6 protein-coding genes are annotated in these 6,678 nt (G+C 63.8%); 1 reads left to right on the forward strand and 5 read right to left on the reverse strand.

From position 1 onward, the window contains the following. Positions 1–78 precede the first annotated feature (78 nt). Positions 79–690, forward strand: coding sequence for a TetR/AcrR family transcriptional regulator (locus E8F12_RS11300; RefSeq protein ID WP_280325323.1), 612 nt, complete (start codon positions 79–81; stop codon positions 688–690). A 611-nt stretch (positions 691–1,301) separates the two neighbouring features. Here E8F12_RS11300 and E8F12_RS11305 read toward each other — a convergent pair. The 5 genes from E8F12_RS11305 to E8F12_RS11325 all read right to left on the reverse strand — a co-directional run. Then, positions 1,302–2,453 carry an acyl-CoA dehydrogenase family protein gene (locus E8F12_RS11305; RefSeq protein ID WP_280325324.1) on the reverse strand — a complete coding sequence of 384 codons (1,152 nt, stop codon included), beginning with the start codon at positions 2,451–2,453 and terminating at the stop codon, positions 1,302–1,304. Between the two features lie 28 nt (positions 2,454–2,481). Next, complete coding sequence (locus E8F12_RS11310; protein WP_280325325.1) at positions 2,482–3,576, reverse strand: enoyl-CoA hydratase/isomerase family protein; 1,095 nt, start codon at positions 3,574–3,576, stop codon at positions 2,482–2,484. Positions 3,577–3,578: 2 nt separating this feature from the next. Beyond that, entirely contained in the window at positions 3,579–4,469 is an 891-nt protein-coding gene (gene mmsB, locus E8F12_RS11315; protein WP_280325326.1) for a 3-hydroxyisobutyrate dehydrogenase, read from the reverse strand. A gap of 34 nt (positions 4,470–4,503) precedes the next feature. Beyond that, positions 4,504–5,277, reverse strand: coding sequence for an enoyl-CoA hydratase (locus E8F12_RS11320; protein WP_280325327.1), 774 nt, complete (start codon positions 5,275–5,277; stop codon positions 4,504–4,506). 48 nt (positions 5,278–5,325) lie between these two features. Continuing rightward, positions 5,326–6,678: CoA-acylating methylmalonate-semialdehyde dehydrogenase (locus tag E8F12_RS11325; protein WP_280324638.1), on the reverse strand; the 1,353-nt coding region annotated here is incomplete at its 5' end.

A 6,678-nucleotide genomic window follows, 5' to 3' on the forward strand; every position in this document is an offset into this window, starting at 1 on the left:
ACCGGCTTCTCGCAGCAGCTTTGATCGGGCGAGTGGCAGAGATCGCCCTGGATAGAGCACGGTAGTGAGGAAGTTACTTTGACAACAGCCAGCCAGCTGGAAAGAAAAGGTCGGATCGACCCCGATAATGGCGATATCAAGCAGGACTTGCTGCGTGCAGCAATGCACCTGTTGAGTACCAAGGGACGCGACGGTGCAACCATGCGGGCGATTTGCGCGGAGGTAGGCGTAACGCCGCCAACGCTGTACCACCACTATGGTGATCTACAGGGGCTGCACAAGGCTGCGATTGACGAAACCTACCTGCAGGTTGCCGAGGCCTATCACGACGGCACCGAAGAGAAGGGGCCGCTCAAGGGGATTCGCGATGGGTGGGCAACCTTCCTGAAGTTTGCTTACTCAGAGCCGAATATGTGTCGCATAGTGATCCAGCAGATTATGGCTGGAGAACCACCGAGCCTGGTCGCCGATACCCTGCGAGGCTTGGCTGACGACCTGGCCCAGTTCCATGCGCAGGGGCTATTGAAGTATCCGCCGAGGGAGACGGCGCAGTTGCTGTGGATGGGGGCATTGGGCTCGCTGACGTACACGGTCAGCCGGGAAGAGGCCGGGGACACACAAGACCTGGCCCTGCAAAGGGCCATGCTCGAGATCACTCTGGCCGCACTCTTCAATGTTGAAAAGGAGTAGGCAGGCCTATTCGCGGCCTGCTGATTTCGCGTTCGCTTCAGGGCTGCTCGCCGACCGGGCCGAATTCAGCGGGCACCCAGGCGTGGGTGTCACCCTCGGCGCGGACATGGCCAAGTCCGGCCCACAGCTTGAGTTACGTAGGTTGGAAACGCCGTTAGGAGTCGGGCTTCGCTCTTGGCTGTCACTATGCGCATGGCAGGGCGCCAGGCGGAGTCACAGATGGCCTGCGCATCGATGAAGTCGTTCTTGTTGCCCTGGACGACGGGGAGAACGAATTGCGGTGAAATAGGTTTGGCTTCATGCCCCCCCAGCGCTTTGATTTCTCGCGTCAGGCAATGGGCGCCGACACAGGCCTCACCGACTACCGGACAAGGCAATAGATTGGCCAGTAGGCAGATGGCTTTCTCGCGTTACACCTCCCACTCTGAGCTGTCCTGTGCGTGTAGGTGGGAGCTGGGGATGTCCAAAATCAATGTCGACTATTGCTGCGTTGCTCATCGCGATGGCCTCCGGAAATAAAACATCCTGCGAAGGTCGCCTTCGCAGGGTATCGGGGTAACCATCTCATCAGCTCAGGGCGGCTGGGGAGGGTGATCTTGCGCGAAAGGAAATCACAACGGATAGTGGGCCAGCTCGCGAGCGATCAGCAGGCGCTGGATTTCGCTGGAGCCCTCGTAGATCTGGGTGATGCGCGCATCGCGATAGTAGCGCTCCACCGGATAGTCCTCGAGGTAGCCATAGCCGCCGTGGATCTGCATGGCGTTGGAGCACACGCGCTCGGCCATCTCTGAGGCGAACAGCTTGGCCTGCGAGGCTTCCGACAGGCAGGGTTGACCGGCACTGCGCAGACGCGCGGCGTGCAGGATCAGTAGGCGCGTGGCGTTGAGGCGGGTGTGCATGTCGGCGAGCAGGTTGGCGATGCTCTGGTGCTCGACGATCGGCTTGCCGAACTGCACGCGCTCACGGGCATAGGCCAAGGCGGCCTCAAAGGCTGCGCGGGCGATACCGAGGGCCTGGGCGGCGATGCCAATGCGCCCGCCTTCGAGGTTGGACAGCGCGATCGAGAGGCCCTTGCCGCGCTCGCCCAGCAGGTTCTCTTGCGGAATGCGGCAGTCACTTAAGGTCACCGCACAGGTGTCGGAGGCGCGGATGCCCATCTTGTGCTCGCTGCGATCGACCGCGAAGCCGGGGGTATCCGTGGGCACCAGGAAGGCGGACAGGCCCTTCTTGCCCAGTTCGGGGTCGGTCACGGCGAAGACAATGGCCAGCTTGGCGCGCTTACCGTTGCTGACAAATTGCTTGGCGCCGTTGAGCACCCAGTGGCCGTCCTGCAGTTCGGCGCGAGTGCGCAGGTTATGCGCCTCGGAGCCTGCGTGCGGCTCGGTCAGGCAGAAGCAGCCGATGGCGCGGCCGCTGGCCAACTCTGGCAACCAGCGGTCCTTCTGCGCCTGGCTGCCGTACTTGAGCAGCGGGCCGCAGCCGACCGAGTTGTGGATGCTCATCAGCGCGCCGAGGGCGCCATCGCCGGCAGAGATTTCCTCTACGGCCAGGGCATAGGCCACGTAGTCGATGTAGCTACCGCCCCACTCTTCTGGTACCACCATGCCGAGCAGGCCCAACTCGCCCATCTGCGCCACTAGGGCATCGTCGATCCATCCAGCCTTTTCCCAGGCTTGGGCGCGGGGGGCGACTTCGCCGCGGGCGAAATCGCGGGCCAACTCACGGATCATGCGTTGTTCTTCACTCAGTTCGAGGTCGTGCATCGGGCGTTTCTCTTGTTCTGTGGGGCGCTCAGGCCAGGACGCGACGGCGCGATTGGACTGCCGCCGGCTTGAAGCCGCTGAAGAAGTCTTGCACCCGCTCGCGGGAAAGCTCGGCCAGGCTGGACGGATTCCAGCGCGGGTTCTTGTCTTTGTCGATGATCAGGGCGCGCACTCCCTCAATGAAGTCACCCTTGGCGAACCACTGGTAGTCCAAGTGCAGTTCCTGGGCGAAGCAGCTGGCCAGCGGCATCTGGCGGCCGCGACGAAGTAGTTCCAGGGTGACGCTCATGGCCAGCGGCGAGCGGCTGTCGAGCACCTTGAGGGTTTCCTCGGCCCAGTCTTGAAATTCGGGGCGGGACTCGGCCAGTAATGCGTTGCGAATGGTCTGCAGGTCGGGTAGGGCAAAGTATTCATCGATAGCTGGGCGCAAGGCCTTGAGCTCGGCGCCTGGCAGCTTGTTGCTGGCGAGGGTGGCGAGCAGGGTGCGCAGGGCCTCGTGCGGGTGGGTGGTCCAGCTCATCTGGTCTAGGCAGCGATCCAGTTCGGCGATCTGCTCGCTGGGCAGGCACCAGTCGGCCAGGCGCGCATAGAGCGCGTCGGCGGCGCGCACTTGCAGGCCGGTGACGCCCAGATAGATGCCTAGTTCGCCGGGCAAGCGCGGCAGGAAATAACTGCCGCCGACATCCGGAAAAAAGCCGATGCTCACTTCCGGCATGCCCATCTTCACCCGTTCGGTGATTACCCGCAGCGACGCACCTTGCACCAGGCCCATGCCGCCGCCGAGGACGAAGCCATCCATCAGCGCCAGTACGGGTTTTGGATAGGCATGGATGTATTGGTCGAGGGCATATTCCTCCTCGAGGAAGATCTCATGCTGGTTGTCGCCTGACTGGTGGCTGTCGAACAACATACGGATGTCGCCGCCGGCACAGAAGGCTTTCTCCCCGGCGGCGCGCAGCACCACGGCGAGGACGTCCGGATCCTGTTCCCAGGCATTCAGATGCTGCAGGAGCAGACGCACCATGGGCAGGTTCAGGGCGTTAAGGCCGCTCGGGCGATTGAGAGTCAGGTGGCCGATGCGGTTGCGCACTGCAACGTGTACGGGTGCGTCGGCGGCAGTCATGTTCAGGCCTCCTGGCAGTACAGCTTGATGATGGCGGAGAAGTCCAGGCCACCATGGCCTTGCAGGCTGAAGCCTTGGTAGAGCTGCTGGGCCACGGATCCGAGTATCACCGGCTGGCGCGCCTGCTTGGCCGCTTCGGTGGCCAGGCCGAGGTCCTTGAGCATCAGGTCGCTGCCGAAGCCGCCGCTGTAGCCGCGTGCCGCGGGGGTACTGTCCAGCACGCCGGGGAAGGGGTTGTAGGTATCCGAACTCCAGCAGCGGCCGCTCGAGGTGTTGATGATGCCGGCCAGCACCTTGGCGTCCATACCCAGCGATACACCGAGCGCCATGGCTTCGGCGACGCCAATCATGGAGATACCGAGCAGCATGTTGTTGGCGACCTTGGCCACCTGGCCGTTGCCGCTGCTACCGCAGTGCACGATGTTCTTGCCCATGGCCGCGAGCAGAGGTTGCGCGCGATCAAAGTCGGCGGCCGCGCCGCCGACCATGAACGTCAGAGTCCCGGCTGCGGCGCCGCCGGTACCGCCGGAAACCGGCGCATCGAGCATCGAGCTGCCGCGTTCAGCAGCGGCCTTGGCCACTTCACGCGCGCTCATCGGATCGATGGTGGAACAGTCAATCAGGAGCACACCGGGCCGCACATGGGGCAGCAGACCGTCGTCGCCCAGGTATACGGATTTCACATGCGCCGCAGCCGGCAGCATGGTGATGATCAGTTCGGCATCGCTCTGGGCGATGGCCGTCGGCGAAGCAGCCGCTGTGGCTCCGGCTTCCACCAGGCGCGCCATTGAGGTGGGCGACAGGTCGAATACGGTCAGGCTGTGGCCGGCCTTGAGCAGGTTCAGGGCCATCGGGCCGCCCATGTTACCGAGTCCCAGAAAACCAATGTGCATGATGAAGACCTCTTGTGCCGAGACGGGGGGGCTGTTAGCAGTGCTTGAAGTGTGCTGTACGCTTTTCCACGAAGGCACGCATGCCTTCCTTCTGGTCAGCGTTGGCGAAGGTCGAGTGGAATACCCGGCGCTCGAAGCGCACGCCTTCCGCCAGGCCTCCCTCAAAGGCGCAGTTGATCGATTCTTTGATCAGCATGGCCGCCGGCAGGGATTTTTCGGCGATTGCGCTGGCGGCTTTTAGGGCTTCTTCCAGCAGGCTGTCGGCAGGCAGGACGCGCGCGACTAGGCCGGTCCGTTCGGCTTCGGCGGCGTCCATCTGTCGGCCGCTCAGGCACATATCCATTGCCTTGGTCTTGCCGATGGCGCGAGCTAGACGCTGGGTGCCGCCGATCCCCGGCATTACGCCGAGGGTGATTTCCGGCAAGCCGAAGCGGGCGGTGTCGGCGGCGTAAATCACGTCGCACATCAGCGCCAGTTCGCAGCCGCCACCCAAGGCGTAGCCGGCTACCGCTGCGAGTAGCGGTTTGCGCCGCGCGGCAATGCGGTCGGCAGCGGAGAAAAAGTCATCAAGGAACACCTGCGGGTAGGTCATATCGACCATTTCCTTGATGTCGGCACCGGCGGCGAAGGCCTTGGCCGAGCCGGTGATGACCATGCAACCGATCTCCGGATCACGCTCCAGGCGGTCGAGCGCCTGGTTCAGTTCATCGATCATTTGCGAGTTCAGAGCATTCAGCGCCTTGGGCCGGTTCAGGGTGATCAGGCCCACGCGACCATGGATCTCTACAAGCAAGGTTTCAAACGGCATGACAGAGCCTCCCGTTGCGCCGGTGCGCGAGACACCGGCGTCGGCTGATTATTTCAGGGTGATGGTGGTGTTCACCGCGCCGCCGACTTCGTCCTCGTCGAACCAGCGCGAGGTGACGGTCTTGGTCTGGGTGTAGAACTGCACCACCTGCTTGCCGTACGGGCCGAGGTCGCCGAGCTTGGAAGCGCGCGAACCAGTGAAGGAGAACAGCGGCACCGGTACCGGGATCGGTACGTTGATGCCCACCTGGCCGACGTCGATCTCTTCCTGGAAGTGCCGCGCGGCGGCGCCGGAGCGGGTGAACAGAGCGGTGCCGTTGCCATTGGGGTTGGCGTTGATGAAGGCGATGGCCTCGTCCAGGGTGGCGGCGCTCACGACGCAGAGCACCGGTCCGAAGACCTCCTCGCGGTAGATGGTCATCTCCGGGGTGACGCCGGCGAAAATGGTCGGGCCGACAAAGTTGCCCTTGGCGTAGCCGGACACCTGAGGGTCGCGGCCGTCGAGCACCAGCTGTGCGCCTTCCTTCTCGCCGGCGGCGATCAGACTGCTGACACGATCCAGCGCGGCGCAGGACACCACCGGGCCGACATCGGTGCCGGCCTCGACGCCTGCGCCGATCTTCAGGCTCTTGGCCTTCTCCACCAGGTCCGGCAACCAGGTTTGCGCCTCGCCGACCAGGATCACCACCGACAGCGCCATGCAGCGCTGGCCTGCCGCGCCGAAGGCGGCGCCGGCGAGGTTGTTCAGGGTCTGCTGCTTGTGGGCGTCGGGCAGAACGATGGCGTGGTTCTTCGCGCCCATCATGCACTGGGCGCGCTTGCCGTTCAGGGTGGCGCGGTTGTAGACGTGGGTGCCGACCTTGGTCGAACCGACGAAGGATACCGCCTTGATATCCGGGTGGTCGCAGAGCAGGTTCACCGCATCGGCGCCACCATGGATGACGTTGAGCACGCCGGCCGGCACACCGGCTTCCATGGCCAGTTCGGCCAGGCGCATGGTCACCATCGGGTCCTGCTCGGACGGCTTGAGGATGAAGGTATTGCCGGTGGCGATTGCCATGGGGAACATCCACAGCGGAATCATCGCCGGAAAGTTGAACGGGGTGATGCCGGCGCATACGCCGAGCGGCTGGTTGAGGGTGTAGGTGTCCACGCCGCCGGCCACGTTGTTGGCCAGCTCGCCCATCTGCAGGGTGCCGATGTTGGCGGCGTGCTCCACCACTTCCAGGCCGCGGAAGATGTCGCCCTCGGCATCCGGCAGGGTCTTGCCCTGTTCGGCGGTGAGGAGGGCGGCCAGCTCCTTCATGTTCTCGCGGATCAGCTGCTGGTACTTGAGGAAGATGCGCGCACGGGCGCCGATCGGGGTCTTGCGCCAGGTCTTGAAGGCGGCCTTGGCGCTGGC

It is taken from the genome of Pseudomonas sp. BN102, from assembly GCF_029871245.1.
Lineage (GTDB): Bacteria > Pseudomonadota > Gammaproteobacteria > Pseudomonadales > Pseudomonadaceae > Metapseudomonas.

Coding starts and splice junctions, on each gene's coding strand:
- E8F12_RS11305 (WP_280325324.1), bottom strand. CDS start 2,453: ATGCACGACCTCGAACTGAGTGAAGAACAACGCATGATCCGTGAGTTG.
- E8F12_RS11310 (WP_280325325.1), bottom strand. CDS start 3,576: ATGACTGCCGCCGACGCACCCGTACACGTTGCAGTGCGCAACCGCATC.
- mmsB (WP_280325326.1), bottom strand. CDS start 4,469: ATGCACATTGGTTTTCTGGGACTCGGTAACATGGGCGGCCCGATGGCC.
- E8F12_RS11320 (WP_280325327.1), bottom strand. CDS start 5,277: ATGCCGTTTGAAACCTTGCTTGTAGAGATCCATGGTCGCGTGGGCCTG.